The organism is Williamsia sp. SKLECPSW1, from assembly GCF_054332755.1.
Genome location: NZ_JBTGLI010000001.1, coordinates 2367854 through 2384574, shown reverse-complemented (window position 1 = coordinate 2384574; position 16721 = coordinate 2367854). Strand labels below are relative to the sequence as shown.

At 69.8% G+C, this 16721-nt stretch carries 17 protein-coding genes; 9 read left to right on the top strand and 8 right to left on the bottom strand.

Features of this window, described 5'->3' with window-relative positions; all coding sequences use genetic code 11:
* Positions 1-46 precede the first annotated feature (46 nt).
* Positions 47-2605 carry a trehalose-phosphatase gene (otsB, locus tag ACXVUM_RS11160; RefSeq protein WP_458521854.1) on the top strand — a complete coding sequence of 853 codons (2559 nt, stop codon included), beginning with the start codon at positions 47-49 and terminating at the stop codon, positions 2603-2605.
* A 161-nt stretch (positions 2606-2766) separates the two neighbouring features.
* On the opposite strand, the gene ACXVUM_RS11155 is transcribed toward otsB, so the two are convergent.
* Positions 2767-3588 (bottom strand): transglutaminase-like domain-containing protein, encoded by an 822-nt coding sequence (locus tag ACXVUM_RS11155; RefSeq protein ID WP_458521853.1) that lies wholly within the window; start codon positions 3586-3588, stop codon positions 2767-2769.
* Positions 3589-3699: 111 nt separating this feature from the next.
* Here ACXVUM_RS11155 and ACXVUM_RS11150 point away from each other — a divergent pair, with 111 nt between their 5' ends.
* Entirely contained in the window at positions 3700-4455 is a 756-nt protein-coding gene (locus tag ACXVUM_RS11150; protein WP_458521852.1) for an SDR family NAD(P)-dependent oxidoreductase, read from the top strand.
* A gap of 19 nt (positions 4456-4474) precedes the next feature.
* Here the strand turns inward: ACXVUM_RS11150 and ACXVUM_RS11145 are convergent, their stop codons facing one another.
* Together ACXVUM_RS11145 and ACXVUM_RS11140 are read right to left on the bottom strand one after the other, a co-directional pair.
* The gene (locus ACXVUM_RS11145; RefSeq protein ID WP_458521851.1) at positions 4475-5785 is read right to left on the bottom strand and encodes a L,D-transpeptidase; all 1311 of its coding nucleotides are present in this window, start codon (positions 5783-5785) and stop codon (positions 4475-4477) included.
* An 83-nt stretch (positions 5786-5868) separates the two neighbouring features.
* Positions 5869-6993 (bottom strand): UDP-N-acetylmuramate dehydrogenase, encoded by a 1125-nt coding sequence (locus tag ACXVUM_RS11140; protein ID WP_458521850.1) that lies wholly within the window; start codon positions 6991-6993, stop codon positions 5869-5871.
* Here ACXVUM_RS11140 and ACXVUM_RS11135 point away from each other — a divergent pair.
* The 7 genes from ACXVUM_RS11135 to ACXVUM_RS11105 all read left to right on the top strand — a co-directional run bounded on the left by ACXVUM_RS11135 (position 6992) and on the right by ACXVUM_RS11105 (position 12622).
* Positions 6992-7495, top strand: coding sequence for a DUF2505 domain-containing protein (locus ACXVUM_RS11135; protein WP_458521849.1), 504 nt, complete (start codon positions 6992-6994; stop codon positions 7493-7495). The two genes, ACXVUM_RS11140 and ACXVUM_RS11135, sit on opposite strands and share 2 nt — an antisense overlap.
* 25 nt (positions 7496-7520) lie before the next feature.
* Positions 7521-8030, top strand: coding sequence for a DUF2505 domain-containing protein (locus ACXVUM_RS11130; protein ID WP_458521848.1), 510 nt, complete (start codon positions 7521-7523; stop codon positions 8028-8030).
* Between the two features lie 8 nt (positions 8031-8038).
* A complete protein-coding gene (locus tag ACXVUM_RS11125; RefSeq protein ID WP_458521847.1) occupies positions 8039-8833 on the top strand; it encodes a class I SAM-dependent methyltransferase in 795 nt (264 codons plus the stop codon).
* Positions 8834-8842: 9 nt separating this feature from the next.
* Positions 8843-9646 (top strand): carbon-nitrogen hydrolase family protein, encoded by an 804-nt coding sequence (locus tag ACXVUM_RS11120; protein ID WP_458521846.1) that lies wholly within the window; start codon positions 8843-8845, stop codon positions 9644-9646.
* A gap of 78 nt (positions 9647-9724) precedes the next feature.
* Positions 9725-10753, top strand: a complete 1029-nt coding sequence (locus ACXVUM_RS11115; protein ID WP_458521845.1) for an LmeA family phospholipid-binding protein — start codon at positions 9725-9727, stop codon at positions 10751-10753.
* Positions 10750-12282, top strand: a complete 1533-nt coding sequence (locus ACXVUM_RS11110; RefSeq protein WP_458521844.1) for a cryptochrome/photolyase family protein — start codon at positions 10750-10752, stop codon at positions 12280-12282. Before ACXVUM_RS11115 ends, ACXVUM_RS11110 begins: the two co-directional genes overlap by 4 nt.
* Positions 12283-12370: 88 nt before the next feature.
* Positions 12371-12622 carry a hypothetical protein gene (locus ACXVUM_RS11105; RefSeq protein ID WP_458521843.1) on the top strand — a complete coding sequence of 84 codons (252 nt, stop codon included), beginning with the start codon at positions 12371-12373 and terminating at the stop codon, positions 12620-12622.
* Positions 12623-12682: 60 nt separating this feature from the next.
* Here the strand turns inward: ACXVUM_RS11105 and deoC are convergent, their stop codons facing one another.
* The 5 genes from deoC to ACXVUM_RS11080 form a co-directional block, all read right to left on the bottom strand.
* Positions 12683-13324, bottom strand: coding sequence for a deoxyribose-phosphate aldolase (deoC, locus tag ACXVUM_RS11100; protein WP_458522851.1), 642 nt, complete (start codon positions 13322-13324; stop codon positions 12683-12685).
* A gap of 59 nt (positions 13325-13383) precedes the next feature.
* Complete coding sequence (locus ACXVUM_RS11095) at positions 13384-14457, bottom strand: alpha/beta fold hydrolase (RefSeq protein WP_458521842.1); 1074 nt, start codon at positions 14455-14457, stop codon at positions 13384-13386.
* A gap of 49 nt (positions 14458-14506) precedes the next feature.
* A complete protein-coding gene (locus tag ACXVUM_RS11090; RefSeq protein ID WP_458521841.1) occupies positions 14507-15241 on the bottom strand; it encodes a MerR family transcriptional regulator in 735 nt (244 codons plus the stop codon).
* Positions 15242-15295: 54 nt separating this feature from the next.
* Complete coding sequence (locus ACXVUM_RS11085; protein WP_458521840.1) at positions 15296-16216, bottom strand: AurF N-oxygenase family protein; 921 nt, start codon at positions 16214-16216, stop codon at positions 15296-15298.
* A 147-nt stretch (positions 16217-16363) separates the two neighbouring features.
* Positions 16364-16675 (bottom strand): DUF2516 family protein, encoded by a 312-nt coding sequence (locus ACXVUM_RS11080; RefSeq protein ID WP_458521839.1) that lies wholly within the window; start codon positions 16673-16675, stop codon positions 16364-16366.
* Positions 16676-16721: the final 46 nt, after the last annotated feature.

Genomic DNA, 16721 nt, shown 5'->3' with positions numbered 1-16721 from the left:
GCGTTCGATTGGGACCGTTCCGCGTGCGGCACCTAGACTTCCTCCGGTGAGTGCCGCAGACCTAGCACCCGAGTTGCGTCGAGCGCTCAAGGACATCGCGCGGACTCCGCGACTGCTCGTCGCGTCCGACTACGACGGGTGCATGGCGCCCATCGTGTCCCGCCCGGAGGACGCCCGGCCCAACCCCGACTCGGTGCGGGCGATGCGTGCCATCGCCGACCTCGACTCCACCACCGCCGCCGTCATATCCGGCCGCGCGCTGCGGGATCTCGCGACCCTGTCCCGACTGCCCGCCGAGGTGCACCTCGTCGGCAGTCACGGCAGCGAGTTCGACATCGGCTTCGTCCACGAGATCGGTCCGCAGGCGCAGGAGCTGCTCAGCACGGTCGTCGAGGAGTTGCGGGCCATCGCGGTCGACTACGACGGGGTGACCGTCGAGACGAAGCCCGCGAGCACCGCGATGCACGTCCGCAACGCCGACGAGGTCGACTCCGAGGCCGCACTGCACCGCGTGCGCACGGGTCCCGCCACCTGGGACGGCGTGCAGGTCACCGAGGGCAAGTCGGTGATCGAGCTCGCGGTGATCCGCACCGACAAGGGGCAGGCACTCGACATCCTGCGTCACCAGGCGGGCGCGGGTGCGGCCATCTTCTTCGGCGACGACGTCACCGACGAGAAGGCGTTCCGTCGCCTGCACGGCCCCGACTTCGGGGTGAAGGTCGGCGACGGCGACACCCTCGCCACCTATCGCGTGCCCGACACCGACCACGTCGCGACCGCCCTGGCCTTCCTGTATGAGGAACGCCGCGCGTGGCTGCGCGGCGAGAACGCCGCACCGATCGAGCGACTCACCATGCTGGCGTCCCCGCGCACCGTCGCGCTGGTGACCCCGGACGCGAAGATCTGCTGGATGTGCCACCCCGAGCCCGATGCGGCCGCCCTGTTCGCGAGCCTGCTCGGCACCGTCGACGCCGGGGAGTTCGGCATCCGCCCCCATGTCGACGGCGACCGACGTACACCGCTGCCCCAGAGCCAGCGCTACGTCGACGGCACGATGACCGTCGCGACCCGCTGGGCCGGCCTCGAGGTGATCGACTACCTCCCGCATGACGTCGCGCCCGGACGCACCGACCTGATCCGCGTCGTCACCGGCTCGGCGCCGGCGCTCGTGGAGTTCGCGCCCCGACCCGAGTTCGGGCAGACCAGCGTGCAGATCGAACCCGTCGACGAGGGCCTGCGGGTGTACGGCTCCAACGACCCGATCGTGCTGCGCGCCCCCGGTGTGGTGTGGCGGATCGACACCGATCGCTTCTACCAGCGGGCGACCGCCGTCGTCGACGCCTCCGCGGGTCCCGTCGTGTTCGAATTGCGCTGCGGCACCGACTACATCGGCGAAGAAGAGCGCAGTGAGGCCCGACGGCGTGCCCTCGCCGAGGAGTACTGGAGTTCGTGGTCAGCCGACCTCACGCTGCCCGTGCGCAAGCCGGACCTGATGAAGCGGTCGGCGCTGACCCTCAAAGGCCTCGTGCACGCGGACTCCGGGTCGATCATGGCGGCGGCGACGACGTCGCTGCCCGAGGAGATCGGCGGTGTCCGCAACTGGGACTACCGCTACTGCTGGTTGCGCGACGCCGCGCTCACGGCGTCGGCGCTGGTGTCGGTCGGATCGCTGCACGAGGCCGAGGGTTATCTGACGTGGCTGTACCGCGTGCTCGGCACCATCAGCGGTCCGGAGTGGCTGCACCCGCTCTACACGCTGCACGGCGGCGGCCTGCCACCCGAGGCGATCATCGACTCGCTGCCCGGTTACGCCGGGTCACGCCCGGTGCGCGTCGGCAACGCGGCGAACCAGCAGGTCCAGCTCGACGTGTTCGGGCCGATCGTCGACCTCATCGGCCATCTCGCCGAGGCCCGCGCCGACGGCGGGTCCGCCGAGCCGCTCGGTGACGCCGACTGGGACCTCGTCGCGAACATGGTGTGGGCGGTGGAGCGTCGCTGGTTCGAGCCCGACCACGGCATCTGGGAGATCCGCGGAAACCCGCGCCACCACGTGTACTCGAAGGTCATGTGTTGGATGACCGTCGACCGGGCGATCGCGATCGGTGAGCGGTTCGGGCGCGAGATCGAACCGGGGTGGCCCGTGCTGCGCGACGTCATCGCCGCGCAGGTGCTCGATCAGGGGTGGAACCCGCAGGTGCAGTCGTTCACCGCCGCCTACGACGGCACCGACCTCGACGCCGCGACGCTGTTCATCGGCCTCGCCGGACTGATCCCGGCCGACGATCCCCGCTTCCGCCAGACGGTCGAGGCCACCGAGGCCGAACTCCGCAGCGGCGCAACCGTGTACCGCTACCACCACGACGACGGGCTGCCCGGCGGCGAGGGTGGTTTCCACCTGTGCGCGGCGTGGCTCGTCGAGGCGTATCTCCTCATCGGTCGTCGCTCCGACGCCGAGGCGCTGTTCGATCAGCTCGTGAAGGCCGCCGGCCCGACGGGCCTGTTGTCGGAGGAGTACGACCCCGTCGCCGAACGCTCACTGGGCAACCATCCGCAGGCCTACAGCCACATCGGACTCCTCCGCTGCGCCGCACTCCTCGGGGCCTGACGCTCCACATACAGGCCAGACGCACGCTCCTCGGGGGCTGACGCTCCACCTACAGGCCAGACGCTCCACTTGTTCGAGGACGCTCCGCCTGCATGCGGAGCGTCCTCGAACAAGTGGAGCGCGAAACCTGTAAGCGGAGCGCGAACCCTGCAAGCGGAGCGTCAGCCGATGGCGATCTGCTGCGTGCCGTCGTCGACGGGCAGGTCACCGGAGACGGTGGCCATCACCTGGTAGGTGTCGAGCGAGATGGTGCCCGAGTGGTTGTCGAGGAACGCGGTGTCGGCGGCATCCCGGCCGGTCGCGATCCGCAGCAGACTCTGCCGCGGCGCGAGACCGGTCGCGTCGACCACCAGCCACCGGTCGTCGACGAGCGCCTCGGCCACCGCGTGGAAGTCCATCGGATCGCACCCGGGCGCGTACACCGCGACCAGTCTCGCCGGGATGTTGAGCGCACGCAGCAACGCCACGACGAGGTGGGCGTAGTCGCGACACACGCCCGCGCCGGCGAGCAGCGTGTCCGCCGCGCCGTCGATCGGGTCGCTGGCGCCGGGGATGTAGTTCAGGCGTCGTGCGACGAACTGCGTGACCTGCGTCAGCAACTCCGCCGGGTCGGTCTCGAGGTCGAACTCACCGGTGACGTAGCCGAAGAACTTGTCCGCCTCGGCATATCGGCTGGGACGCAGGTAGGTCGAACGGTCACCGACCGCCGCGCGTACAGGCTCGGCGGGTGAGTGCACCGTCGCCGAGTAGTGGACCAGCACCCGACCGGACTCGACGGTCAACTGGTGGATACGGGTCCCGCACTCCGCGATGACCTCGCCCGGCGTCACCGGGTTGCCGTCGACGGTGATGCTCAGCGACTCGTCCATCTGCAACCCGGGCAGACGGGCGACGGCGATCTGGAACTCGAGTTCCGTCGGCGCGTCGACGCTGACGTCGAGCATCGCCGACACCTCACGCGGCGGGGTGGTCGGGTCGGACATCGGGCCTCCTGGAGCGAGCGAATCGGTTCCGGTGACTCTGCGACTCCTTCGCGGCGTCCACCCTGGGCACAACCGTAGTGGGGTGCGGACGTGCCCGTAAACTCGACAGGCGTGAGCACCGACAGCACGTCCCCCGACCGTCGCGTCGCCGTCGTCACCGGAGCCAGCTCCGGCATCGGCGCCGCCACCGCGAGAACTCTTGCCGCACAGGGCTTCCACGTCGTGATCGGGGCCCGCCGCACCGATCGTCTCGAGGAGCTGGCCGGCGAGATCGGCGCCACGGCTCGTCCGCTCGACGTCACCGACGACGCGTCGGTCGCCGCGTTCTGCGACGGCCTCGACCGCGTCGACGTCCTCGTGAACAACGCGGGCGGGGCGAAGGGGCTGGCCACCGTCGCCGAGGCCGATCTCGACGACTGGCGGTGGATGTGGGAGACCAACGTCCTCGGCACACTGCGCCTGACCCGCGCACTCCTCCCGGCTCTGGAGGCATCGGGCGACGGCCTCATCGTGACCATCACGTCGATCGCCGCGCTCGAGGCCTACGACAACGGTGCCGGCTACACCTCGGCGAAGCACGCGCAGGGAGTGCTGCACCGCACCCTGCGATTCGAGTTGCTGGGCAAGCCCATCCGCCTCACCGAGATCGCCCCCGGCATGGTCGAGACGGAGTTCTCCCTCGTCCGCTTCGACGGCGACCGGGACAAGGCCGACGCCGTCTACGACGGGTTGACCCCGCTCACCGCCGACGACGTCGCCGAGGTGATCGGGTTCGTCGCGTCACGCCCGCCGCATGTGAACCTCGACCAGATCGTGCTCAAGCCGCGCGATCAGGCCAGCGCCCGACGCAACATCCGCACGGGATAGCCCGACGGCCGAAGGGCGATCAGCCCGTCGGACCCTGCGTCGCGGGCTGCGGAGTGGTCGTCGAGATCCCCGACAGCTGCGGCGCGCCCGACGGCGTGGCCGGCGCCGACGACTCGGTGACCTCGCCCTGCAAGGCGGACATCGACTTCCAGTCGTCCCAGCTGACGGTCCAGTCGTAGATGTCGCCGTCGGCGGCCGACAACTGGATACGGGTGTTGGTGACCTCGACGGGATCGCCGTAGATCGCCGTGTTGAAGTACCGCTGCGCGTTCTCCAGCGACAGGTTGATGCAGCCGTTGGTGACGTTCGAGGACCCCTGCACACCGGTGGTCTCCGGGTTGGCGTGGATGAACTCACCGTTGTTCGAGATGCGCACGGCGAACCGCTCGTGGATGTTGAAGTACCCCGCGGCGGGGTTCGACATGTAGAAGTCCTCGTGCTTCTCGCTCACCACGTGGATACCCGAGCGGGTCACGTTCCGGTCGAGGTCACCGCTGCCGTAGCTGCACGGCAGCGTCATCAGGACGGACCCGTCGCGGACGACGTCGATCTTGAACGACGTGGCGTCGGCCTTGACGATCTGCGAACGCCCGATCGTGAAGTTCGACGTGACGTCGGCCGCTCCGTACGCGCCGTCGCCGTGGTCCAGACCGTAGAGCTTGCCGACCATCGCGACCTTGGTCCCGGGCGCGAAGTAGTCCTTCGACCGCCAGTGCGCGCGCGAGCCGTTGTCCTCGGGCAGCCACGCCCAGCTGCCCTCGGTGGCGGGGGTGGTCGTCACCGTGAGCGCCTTCTCGACGGCCTTCTTGTCGGTGACGGTGGAGTCGAACTTGAGGATCAGCGGCGCCGCGATCCCCACGTCCTGGCCGTCGGCGATGTTGATGACGACGTTGATCTGCTGCTCCGGGTTCAGCGTCGTGAACGAGCCCTGCACCGGGATGGTCTTGCGGTCGTCACCGATGGCCGTCCCTGACCAGGTGTAGGTGTTGCCGTACCCGAGGGGCTCGTCGATCGTGTAGGTCGTCCGGTCCTCGGACAACGAACCGGTGACGACGGTGCCGCGAGTGTTCGTGAGCTTGACGTCCGGGTTCAGCTGACCCTTGTCGACCTTGACCGAGAAGGTCGCCGTCGGGCTCGGGGCGTCCTTGTCGTCGAGGGCGGGGGTGAAGACGAGCTGCGCGGTCGGTTCGGCGCTCTTCGACGCGGCGGCGCCGGTCGTCGAGCCCTTGTCCCCGGTGGAGCAGGCGGCGGCGGCCACACCCGCGGCGCCGACGGCGAGTGCGGCGAGTGCGCCGCGCCTGGTCATCTGGGCACGGGATGTTGCGGTCATGTCCGCCGACGATACCGGTCGTCGACAGTGCCCCCGAGCGCCGTCGCAGGTCGCGCACGCACGAGAGACACGGTTCACACCGGTCAGAGGGCGCAGCCCACCAACACCGGTTCCGGGTGCAGACGCACCCCGAAGGCCTCCTGCACCCCGTCGCGGACCCGCCGTGCCAGCACCAGCACGTCCTCGGCGGAGGCCGACCCGCGGTTGGTCAGCGCCAGCGTGTGTTTGGTGGACAGACGGGCCGGCGCGGCGTCGTCAGGGAAGCCGCGGCCGAAGCCGGCCCGTTCGATGAGCCACCCGGCGGACAGTTTCACCCCGTCCGCGGCCGGGTAGCGCGGCATGTCGGTCGACCCGGTCCGGGACCGCACGGCCTCCTCGACGGCGGCGAGGTCGGACTCGGCGATCACGGGGTTGGTGAAGAACGATCCCGAACTCCACGTGTCGGGGTCGTCGGCGTCGAGGACCATCCCCTTGCCGCGGCGCAGCGACAGCACCGCCTCCCGCACCGCGCCGACCGCCGTCCGCTCGCCCATCTCGACCCCGAGCACACCGGCGAGTTCGCGGTAGCGGACGGGGGCGCTGACGCCGTCGTCGGTGAGCCGGAACGCGACGGTGAGCACCACGCGATCGGCGCGGTGCTTGAGCGCGCTCGTCCGGTACCCGAGGCCGAGCGCGGACGGCTCCACCCAGGAACGGTCCCCTGTCCGACGGTCGAACAGTTCGACCCCGTCGAGGACGTCGGCGATCTCGACGCCGTAGGCACCGACGTTCTGCACGGGTGTCGCTCCGACGGAACCCGGTATGCCGGAGAGACATTCCAGTCCGCCCAGGCCGCGGGCCACCGACGCGGCGACCGTGGCGTCCCAGTCGGCACCGGCACCGACCGTCATCCGCACCACACCGTCCGACAGCGGATCGACACGCATCTCGTCGTGCGCCACCCGCACCACGGTGCCCTCGAAACCGCCGTCGCCGACCAGCAGGTTCGAACCGCCGCCGATCAGCAGCACCGGTTCCGCGGCGGCGTCGAGGGACGTGATCGCGGCGACGAGGTCGTCGGCCGTGGCGGATGAGACCAGAGCGCGCGCAGGCCCGCCGACGCGCATCGTCGTGAGCTCCGACAGCCGCACACCGGTGACGGTTCCCCCGGTGTCGGGGTGCGCGGCGGGGTCGCTGGTCACAGGCCAACGGTAACGTCTGCAGATCATGGCGACGAAGCTGCAGCACCCGGTCACCTATCCCCTCGGGCTCGACCGCATCCGGGCCGCCGTCGGCGACCGCGCGTATTGGGAGGCCCTCGCGGCGAGCGTGGAGAAGTCCCCGGGCGAGGTCCGCTCGGTCGACGTGAGCGGCGATCGGGTGACCGTCGAACTCACACAGCGCATCCCGGCGGACAAGCTGCCGTCGGTGGTGACGTCGCTGGTCAGCGGTGACCTGGCGATCGAACGCACGATGAGCTGGACCTTCACGTCGCCGACCTCGGCTGACGGCGCGTTCCACGCCACGGTGCCCGGCACGCCGGCGACCACGGAGGGGGAGTTCCGTCTCCGCGAGGGCGACGGCTCGACCGTCGCCGAGTTCGACGGGTCGGTCACTGTCCGAATCCCGTTGGTCGGCGGCAAGATCGAGAAGCTGATCAGCCAGAACATGCTGACGCTGTTCGACGCCGAGCGCGACTTCACCGTTGCGTGGGACGCCGAGAGGTCCTGACCACCCCCCGGGTAGCGTGAGCGCCATGGCGCGTCGTCTCAGCTACTCGGCCCGGTACGAACACCCGGCCGAGAAGGTCTACCAGACACTGTCGTCCCGGCAGTTCTGGGACGACCAGATGGTGGAGTTCCGCAAGCTCACCCCGCAGTCCGACGTCGACAGGCTCGTCGTCGACGAGAACGGCATCGACCTGGTGCTGGTGCAGACGCTCCCCCGGTCCGACCTGCCGTCGATCGCCAGTGCCGTGATCAAGAAGGACATGGTGATCACGCGGACCGAGAAGCTCGGCCCGTTCCACCCGGAGAAGACCGAGGGCACCTACACCGCGGGCATCCCCGCCGGACCGGGCAGCCTCACCGGCGTGCAGGAGCTGTTCCCGACGGAGACCGGTTGCACCCTGCGACGCACCACCGAGGTGAAGGTGTACGTCCCGTTCGTCAACGGCAAGCTCGAACAGCTCATCCTGGTCAACCTCGTCGACCTGTTCCGCGGGGAGGCCGAGTTCACGGCCGACTGGATCGCCGCCAACGCCTGAGCGGCGTCGTGCACACCGGTGATCGACGGTCCCCCGACGGCCGGATCACCCGCGGGACCACCAACGTCGGGCGTCTGCGCCGCGTCGACCGGTGGATCGCCGCACGCCCCGAGATCGTCGACGTCCTGACCGCTGCGCGCGACCCGCTGGTCGTCGACCTCGGCTACGGCGACCGCCCGGACACCGCCGTGGACCTGCACCGGCGCCTGCAGACGGTCGCGCCGTCGATCCGGACGGTCGGTCTCGAGATCGACCCCGACCGCGTCGTCGACGACCGCGACGGGGTGCGGTTCGCCCGCGGCGGCTTCGAACTCGCCGGTCTCCGACCGCACCTGGTGCGCGCCTTCAACGTCCTCCGTCAGTACGACGAGGACCAGGTCCGTCCCGCCTGGGCGCGGATGCAGGCGGCGCTCGCCCCGGGCGGGCTGATCGTCGAGGGCACCTGCGACGAGATCGGGCGACGGTGCACCTGGCTGCTGCTCGACGCCACCGGGCCGCGGACGCTCACCCTCGCCTGGGATCCGCAGCACACCGACCGGCCGTCGGATGTCGCCGAGCGCCTGCCGAAGGCGCTCATCCACCACAACGTGCCGGGTACCGGGATCGGCGAGCTGTTGGCGGCGGCCGATCGCTGCTGGGACGCGGCGGCGGCGTGGGCGCCGTACGGTCCACGGTTCCGGTGGGCGCGCGCCCGTGAGGCGCTGGCCGCGGGCGGGGTGCCCTGTGAACGACCCCGCCGACGCGAGCACGACAACACCCTCACCGTCCCGTGGTCGGTGGTCGACCCGTCGGTGCCTGACTAGGCTCGGACCATGCGAGTGGCGATGGCGCAGGTCGCGGCGGGCACCGACCCGTCGGCGAATCTCGAGACCGTCCGCGCACGGACCCGACAGGCCGCCGACGCCGGCGCCGACCTCGTCGTGTTCCCCGAGGCGATGATGTGCCGGTTCGGTGTGCCGCTCGGACCGGTCGCCGAACCGCTCGACGGCGCCTGGGCCGACGGTGTGCGTGCCGCGGCCGCCGACGCCGGGGTCGCAGTGATCGCGGGGATGTTCACCCCGGGCGACGAGCACGCGGGGCGACGTCGCGTCGTGAACACCCTGCTGGTGGCCGACCCCGACGGCACCTCGACCCACTACGACAAGATCCATCTCTACGACGCCTTCGGGTTCCGCGAGTCCGACACCGTCGCCCCCGGCGAGAAGCCGCGGACCGTGGTGATCGCCGGGGTCACCGTCGGCCTCGCCACCTGCTACGACATCCGGTTCCCCGGGTTGTTCACCGCAGTGGCCCGCGACGGCGCGCAGATGGTCGTCGTGCCGACGTCGTGGGGCTCCGGGCCGGGCAAGGTCGACCAGTGGCAGGTCCTCACCCGGGCCCGCGCACTCGACAGTTCGACGGTCGTCGTCGGTGTCGGGCAGCCGCTGCCCACCGACCCCGCCGTCGCCGACAGCCCCGCCCCCACCGGCATCGGGCACTCGATCATCGCCGACCCCTACGGTCGGGTGGTCGTCGAGTACGACGGGTCCGACCATCTCGGCGTCCACGACGTCGACCTGGAGCCCGTGGCGCGGGCCCGTCGCGACATCGCCGTCCTCGACAACACCCGCCTCTGACCGACCGGTGGGTTCCTCATCGAACCCACACAGAAGTCTCACCCCCCAGCCCCCTGCCGACGTGCACAATCGACCCCGATGACCCATCCGCATGATCCATCGCATCCCGACGACGCGTCGGACACTCCGTCCACCGAGCGGATCCCGCAGCCGCAGCAGCCGCAGGCGTGGTCGCAGACACGTCCGTTCGACACCTCGTCGTACCCCTACCCCGACGAGCAGCCCCACGACGCGACGCACGCCGACCCCGCCGACCCCGGGGACGGCTCGCGCCCCCGACGTCCTCGCAGACGGGTCGGCATGATCGTCGGCATCAGCGCGCTGGTCGTGGTGTTGGTGCTGGTCATCGCCGGCGTCGGCAGCGAGTTGTACCTGCGCAACGCCACCAAGGACTGTCTGCAGAAGTCGTTCTCCGACCTGACGGGGTCGTCGGCATCGGTGTCGCTGAGCAAGGAGCCGATGCTGTGGCAGTTCGCCACGAGCAAGGTCCCCTACGTCCAGATCGACACGGGCGGCGACAACGGTCAGGCCATCGAGCTGCACGGACGCGCCGACGACATCACCGGCCGCTCGGACGGGTCCACTCTCGGATCGCTGAACGCGACCGGCAACGTCCCGTTCACCCGGATCGTCGCGCTGAGCAAGCAGGGTGCGCAGAACTCGCAGGACCAGTCCGGTGGCGACTCGACCTCCGGTGACTCCTCGGGACTGTCGGGTCTGTTCGGCGGGTTCACGCTCACGAACGTCACCGGCGATCAGTCCACCGGCACCATGACCATCGACGCGACCGTCACCGTGGCCATCTTCCCGATCCCGGTGAGCACCGAGATCAAGCCGGTCGTCTCCGACGGCAAACTCGAGTTCCAGGTGGTCAAGGCCAGCGCCCTGGTCTTCGGTGTGCCGTCCGGCTTCGCCCAGACCATCGTCGACGGTGTCTCCAAGTCGCTGTTCCCGCCGTTGTTCGACGAGCTGGACTTCCAGAAGCTGTCGGTGACGTCGCAGGGCATCGACTTCGCCGTCCGCGGCTCCGACGTCGCCCTCGACGCCGACTCGCTGGGCGCCACCGGGAACAACGCGTCGTCGCAGGGCACTTGCTCTGTTCTGTGAGCGCGAAGAAGACGTCGGCGGCGACGACCGCCTCGTCCGACCCCGATCCCCTCTGGCTCTTCGCCGACCAACTCGGGCCGCACATCCACTCGGCCGACGCCCACGCCGACCGGCAGGTGCTGCTGATCGAGTCGACCGCGGCGCTCGCGCGTCGTGGCGGCCACCGGCAGAAGGCGCACCTCGTCCTGTCGGGGATGCGACACCTGGCGGCCGAACTCGGTGACCGGGCCGAGTTCTGGCAGGCGGAGGGCTACCGCGATGCGCTGACCGAGTTCGGTCGGCCGGTCGTCGTGCACGAGCCGAGCTCGCGGGCGGCGTCGCGGTTCGTGCACGCCCTGCACGACGAGGGACTGGTCTCGGAGATCCTGCCGAACCCGACCTTCGCGTTGTCCCGCGAGGACTTCGCCACCTGGGCGGGCGAGGGCGAGAACTTCCGGATGGAGAACTTCTACCGCGACCAGCGACGTCGCTTCGACATCCTCATGGACGGCACGGCACCGGCGGGCGGCAGATGGAACTTCGACGCCCAGAACCGCGACAGTCCGCCCCGGCGGGACACGCTCGGTGTCGACCCGCCGTGGTGGCCCGAGGAGGACGAGATCGACGAGGAGGTCCGCGCCGACCTCGACGCCCTCGTCGACGACCGCCCCGACGTCACGTTCTCCGGCGTCGACGGCCCACGGCAGTTCGCGGTCACCGGCGACGAGGCGCAGGAGGCGTTGCGCACCTTCGTCGATCACCGTCTGGCGACGTTCGGGCGGTGGGAGGACGCCATGATGGGTGCGGACTGGACGATGTCGCACTCGCTGCTGTCGGTGCCGCTGAACCTGTCGCTGCTCGACCCGCTGGACGTCGTCCACGCGGCGGAGGCCGCCGCCCGCGACGGTTCGGTGGACATGGCCGCGGCCGAGGGGTTCATCCGGCAGATCATCGGGTGGCGCGAGTTCGTCTGGCACCTCTACTGGCATTTCGGACCGGACTACACCGCGAGCAACGAGTTGGGGGCGCACGCACGCCTGCCGGACTGGTTCCGCGACCTCGACGCCGACGCCGTCACCGCGAACTGCCTGTCGGATGTGCTGGCCGGCGTCCGCGACCGCGGGTGGGTGCACCACATCCCGCGACTGATGATCCTGGGCAGCCACGCGCTGCAGCGCGGATACGACCCCGCCGAGCTCACCGAGTGGTTCCGTGCGCACTTCGTCGACGGGTTCGACTGGGTGATGCCGGTGAACGTCATCGGGATGAGCCAACACGCCGACGGGGGCCGGATGGCGACCAAGCCGTACACCTCCGGCGGCGCCTACATCAGCACGATGTCGGACTACTGCGGGGACTGCGCGTACAACCCGAAGGTCCGTGTCGGTGACGACGCGTGCCCGTTCACAGCGGGCTACTGGGCCTTCACCCACCGTCACGAGACGATGCTCGCGGCCAACAACCGGACGGCACGGGCCGTCGCGACCATGCACCGTCTCACCGATCTCGACGCACTCCTGGAACAAGAGCGCCACCGCGAGCGTTTCTGATCCCCCGCTCAGGATCCCGCGTTACCCTCGTGTCTCACGCTCGACCGATTCGACCGGCACCGATCTGCTGAACACGAGGTGGCACACGATGAGGAACGACTTGCACAACCGCACCGCACTGGCGGTTCTGGGATACGCCGGCGTCGTCTATGCCGCGGTCGCGGTGTTCGTCGTGACCCTGTTCGGCGCCTCGGCGTTCGACGACCACGCAGGCGGCTGGACCTTCCCGATGGATCACTGGATCCTCGCCACCGGCGCGACCACGGTCGTCGTCGGGATCGTGCTGTCGGGTGTGCACACGATGCTGTACGAGACACCACTCGTCCGCTCGCACGCCTGACGACCCTTACCGCCCCCGCCCAGCGGCCGACACCCACCGCCGACCGGGCCGGAACTCCCGTCAGTCGTCGGAGAACCCGGCGAGGACCTCCCGGCTGCGTGACAGCCCCAGGCGCGTGGCGCCGGCGTCGACCAGTGCCGCCGCGGCCTCCGCGGTCCGGATCCCACCCGACGCCTTCACGCCGACCGACGCCGGCACGGCGTCCCGCATCAGCCGGACCGCCTCCACGCTCGCCCCTCCCGCCGGGTGGAACCCGGTGGAGGTCTTCACCAACGACGCCCCGGCCTGCGCCGCGCGTCGGCACGTCTCCGTGACGGCCTGCGGCCCGACCGCCGCGAGGAGCGCCGCGGACTCGATGATCACCTTGAGCACGACCTCGGCGCCCACCGCCTCCCGGACGGTGAGCACGTCGGCGAACACCTCGTCGTAGAGACCCGCCACCGCGGCGCCGACGTCGATCACCATGTCGATCTCGCGTGCGCCGGAGTCGACCGCGAGGCGCGCCTCCGATGCCTTCACCAGCGAATGATGCTTTCCCGACGGGAATCCCGCGACGACACACGGGACGACGTCACCGGTGTCGATGGGCAGCATCGACGGGGACAGGCACACGGCGTACACACCGAGGTCCTTCGCCTCGGTGACGCAGGCCTCGGCGTCCGCGCGGGTCGCCTCGGGGGCGAGCAGGGTGTGGTCGATCATCGCGGCGACCTGCCGACGGGAGAGAGTCACCCGACGAGGATGCCACGCGTGGTGGGGGCTCAGACGCGGGTGGCGCGGTCCTTGGTGCGGTCGAGGACGTCGGTGAGGAGCCGGTTGTACGGCCCCGACTCCTCGATGTTGGCCATGTGACCGGTGTGCGGCAGCACGAGGTAGTCGAGCAGGATGTCCTGTTTCTCCAACTGTGCGGAGATCGCGTCGGAGTGCTTGCGCGGTGTGAGCCGGTCGTCGGTGCCGACGACGACCGCGGTCGGCACCGTCAGGTTCAGCACGCCCTGCCACACGTCGAGGTCGAGCAGGGCCGCGCCCCACCGTGCGCGCGAGCGGGCCGGGCAGTCGCTGATCATGTGGTCACAGAACTCCACGTGGGACAGCCGTGCCTGGGTGTTCATCGCGATGTACTGCGCGACCCGCGGCGATGCGGTGGTGTGCGGCAACGGGATCGGAGCCGTGGCGATCAGCCGGCTGACGCCGCGTTCGAACGGCTTGGTGTAGCGCGGCAGTCCCTCGGGGATGACGGCGAGGTTCTGGATGATCTCCACCGCGGCGGTCGAGGTGAGCACGACCGCCCGTGCACGCGCGTTCGCCGACTCCGGGTAGGCCTTCGCCCACGCCATCACCGACATCCCGCCCATGCTGTGTCCGGCGACGAGCGCACGACGGTCGTCACCGGTCACCGCCGCGACCACCGACTCCAGATCCGCCCCCAGCAGCGACGTCGACAGACGCGTCGACCCGAGCGGCGTCCGACCGTGGCCGCGCTGGTCGTAGACGACGACGCGATGGTGTTCGGCGAACGCGTTGATCTGCGCGTACCAGTGACGTGTCGAGCAGGTCCAGCCGTGCGCGAAGACGAGTACCTCGCCGTCGGGCGGGCCGTAGGCCTCGACGTGGATCGGGTTGCCGTCTGCGATCGACCGCACCGGCAGGATCTCCGGCGCCGAGGCCGGTGTGGCCAGCAGCGGGTCGGGGCCGTCGTCGACGGGCGGCGGCGAGGTCAGGGCGGTGCGCACGAGCGCGCCCACGATGGTCCCGACCGCCGCGCCGCTCGCGAGGGCGGCGACGCCCCCGGTGATTGCCGCGCCCTCGACCGCGCGTCGTGTGGAGCGCCTCATCGTCGGCCCCGCCTTCCTGTGGCCCCCGTGCCGGAGGATGCGTGCGTGGTCAGGGTGTCGTGTCGGCCTCGAGGATCTCCGAGGCCTCCCCGATCGCCTGCGAGATCTTGCTGTCGAGCGAGCGCCGGAACGCCGACTCGACGATCTCGTGCGCCATGGGACGGACCGCACCGATGAGGTGCGCGACCTTCGCGACCTCGGTCTCCTCCATGTCGAGCAGTCGACCGTCGTCGCCGAAGTACTTGTCGGTGATGATCGCGACGAAGTTGTCGGCGATGTCGTCGATGTCGTTCTGGACCCGTTCCCACTTGCGCAGCAACGGTTCCAACTCGATGCCGGCCTTCACCAGCACCTCCGCCCCCTCCAGCAGTTCGGGGCTCTTCACCGCGTACTGGGCGCCCTCCTTCGCGAGCAACCCCAGCTTCTGGCTCATCGCGATGGTGCGTTCGTCGGCCCCCAGCGTGCGGCGCAACTCGGTGAGGGTGATCGTGGCGGCACGCTTGAAGGTGCGCCACCGACCGGCCTTCGGCTCGCCGTGCAGGACGTGTTCGACCTTCATCCCGTAGTGCGCGGCCAGGAGCAGTTCGCTGATCGTCGCGAACGTGTACCCGCGCTCGAGCAGCCGGGAGATCAGGTTGAGGCGGACGAGGTGCTCCGTCGAGTACCACCCGGTACGACCCTTGATCTTGGGCGGTGGCAGCAGCCCGCGGTCCTGATACACGCGGATGTTGCGGACGCTGACGCCCGACACCTCCGCGAGTTCGTTGATCCGGTACTCGGCCACCGGACGAGTCTATCGGTGCAGGTGCCCCGCGCCGCCGACCGTCGAAGCGGGTCGTCACATGATCGAGCCGCGGCGGAGCAACCACGCGCCGGGCCCGCCGATGAGTCCGCACTCGTCGAGGAACTCGATGGTCTTCGCGCACCCGTTGCGCCTGCGGTCGTTGTGGAAGGCGTTGGCCCGAGCGGCGCGGACGGCCGCTCGCCGGTCGAGCCCCGCAGCCTCGTAGACGGCGGGGTTCACCAGGCAGAACACCACCATGTAGACGGTGACGGCGAGGTTCACGCGTGTCACGGCTCGCCGGAACCGGCCCATGTCGGCCGCGATCCGCTTCGTCTCCTCCCGGGCGAAGCGGATGTGCCGGGCCTCCTCGAGGACGTGGATCTTGCTGACGGTCCGCGTGATCGGCTGGACACGGTCGTCCTTCATGAAGTCGCGCTGCATCATGTCGAGGATCTCCTCGGCGGCGAGGGTGCCGCCGAAGGCGAGCGATCCCGTCGCCAGCGCCTTGAACGGCCGGGCCAGCGTGCGGATCCATCGTGGCGGGCCGTAGTGCGGGACACCGAAGTGCTCGGCGGCCTTGGCGAACATCGTCGAGTGCCGGCACTCGTCGGCGATCTCGGTGAGTGCGAACTGGAAGTGCGGCGACGCGGGATCCTGGTCGTAGGCCTCCCGGATCAGCATCTGCATGAGGATGATCTCGAACCAGATGCCGGTCGCGCTGATGCTGGCGGCCTCGTGTTCGGTCAGCGTGATGCGCTGTTCGGGGGTCATCGACTCCCACATCTCGGTGCCGTAGAGGCTGCACCACTCCGGGGTCATCCCGTAGAACCGGGTGTGGTCGACCGGGGCGTCCCAATCGACCTCGACGAGCGGGTCGTAGGACTTCCGGGCGGACGAGGCGAGAAGCCGACGAGCGATGTCCTGACGATCGTTCACTCTCTGGCGGGGGCTCAGCGGCTCCACGGCGACGGTCATCTCGACCTCCTCCACTCCGGCGGCGCACCCGGTGTGACGTGCACCATCACCCTCAACGGTGCACCATGACACTGAACGTTGTCAAGGTAATCCGACAACGAACATTGTCTCAATCGTCGACGGGAGGCATGCCCGTCGACAGCCGCGTCAGACCTTCTTGAACCAGCGCTTGTTCTGGATGCTGTCGACCCGGGGACGGACGTCGACGAGGTAGATCAGCACGGCGACGATGCCGATGATGCCGAGCAGGCTCAGCAGCCCGAAGAACCAGATGAAGAGCGAGCCGACCACCAGGATCGACACCCAGATCACCTTGGACTGACGGTCCACTGCGGGGAACGCGTCGGGTCGCTGCACGGCCGCATGCACCAGCGCCAGCAGCGCCGCGGCGCCGCCGACGATCGTGAGGACCAGGACGATCAGGTTCTGCCCGTAGGCGAGGAACTGCACGAGGTTCACACCCGACAGCGTAAACGGACACCGCGCCCATACCGGGAACGAACCG